This window comes from Micromonospora sp. NPDC049240 (assembly GCF_040647835.1).
Classification (GTDB): Bacteria; Actinomycetota; Actinomycetes; order Mycobacteriales; family Micromonosporaceae; genus Micromonospora.
In genome coordinates this window covers 1-1,204 of record NZ_JBEZCX010000026.1, presented here as the reverse complement: position 1 = coordinate 1,204, position 1,204 = coordinate 1, and the positions used below count along the sequence as shown (strand labels likewise).

Sequence of the window (1,204 nt, the reverse complement as noted above, 5' to 3'; positions counted from 1 at the left end):
GCCGCCCCGGAAACCACCCTCACGGTCACTGCCTCGGAAGCCACCCTCGCGACGCTCGCCGCCTCGGAAGCCGCCGTCACGGCGGTCGCCGCTCGGCGCACCACCGGCACGATCGTCACGGCGGAAGCCACCCTCACGACGGTCCCCACCGCGGAAGCCACCGTCACGGTCGCCGCCCCGGAAACCACCCGAGCGCTCACCGCCACGGAAACCGCCCTCGCGACGGTCCCCACCCCGGAAACCGCCGTCACGACGGTCACCGCTCGGCGCACCACCGGCACGATCGTCACGGCGGAAACCGCCCTCACGACGGTCCCCGCTCGGCGCACCACCGGAACGATCATCGCGCCGGAAGCCGCCCTCGCGGCGCTCCCCGCCCCGGAAACCACCGTCACGGTCGCCACCGCGGAAGCCACCCTCACGACGGTCCCCACCGCGGAAGCCACCGTCACGGTCGCCGCCCCGGAAACCACCCTCGCGACGGTCCCCACCCCGGAAACCACCGTCACGACGGTCCCCGCTCGGCGCACCACCGGAACGATCATCGCGCCGGAAGCCGCCCTCGCGGCGGTCCCCGCCCCGGAAACCACCGTCACGGTCGCCACCGCGGAAGCCACCCTCACGACGGTCCCCACTGCGGAAGCCACCGTCACGGTCGCCGCCCCGGAAACCACCCGAGCGCTCACCGCCACGGAAGCCACCCTCACGGCGGTCGCCGCTCGGCGCACCACCGGCACGGTCGTCACGCCGGAAACCGCCCTCGCGACGGTCCCCGCCACGGAAGCCACCGGAGCGCTCGCCGCCCCGGAAACCGCCCTCACGGCGGTCGCCGCTCGGCGCACCACCGGCACGGTCGTCACGCCGGAAACCGCCCTCACGACGGTCACCACCACGGGTGCCGCCGGCGCGGTCGTCGCGACCGCCCCGGTACGAGGGGCGATCATCGCGGCGGGCGTCGCCGCGCCCCTCGCCACGGTCGGCGCGATCCTCGTAGCGACGGGGGCGGTCCCCGCCCTGGGGTCCAGAGCTCACAGGTGCATCCTTCCTGATGGCGTTTCCGCCAGAAACGCTAACGCAGTCGAGGGCCGACCCTCATGGGGCGGCCCTCGACTGGAAGATTGTCCGGCGGTGTCCTACTCTCCCACACCCTCCCGAGTGCAGTACCATCGGCGCTGGAGGGCTTAGCTTCCGGGTTCGGAATGTA

At 73.6% G+C, this 1,204-nt stretch carries 1 protein-coding gene; it reads left to right on the top strand.

What is annotated here, in order from left to right:
* The coding region (locus AB0B02_RS28755; protein ID WP_357305521.1) for a hypothetical protein at window positions 1-1,185 on the top strand (1,185 nt) is incomplete at its 5' end.
* Window positions 1,186-1,204: the final 19 nt, after the last annotated feature.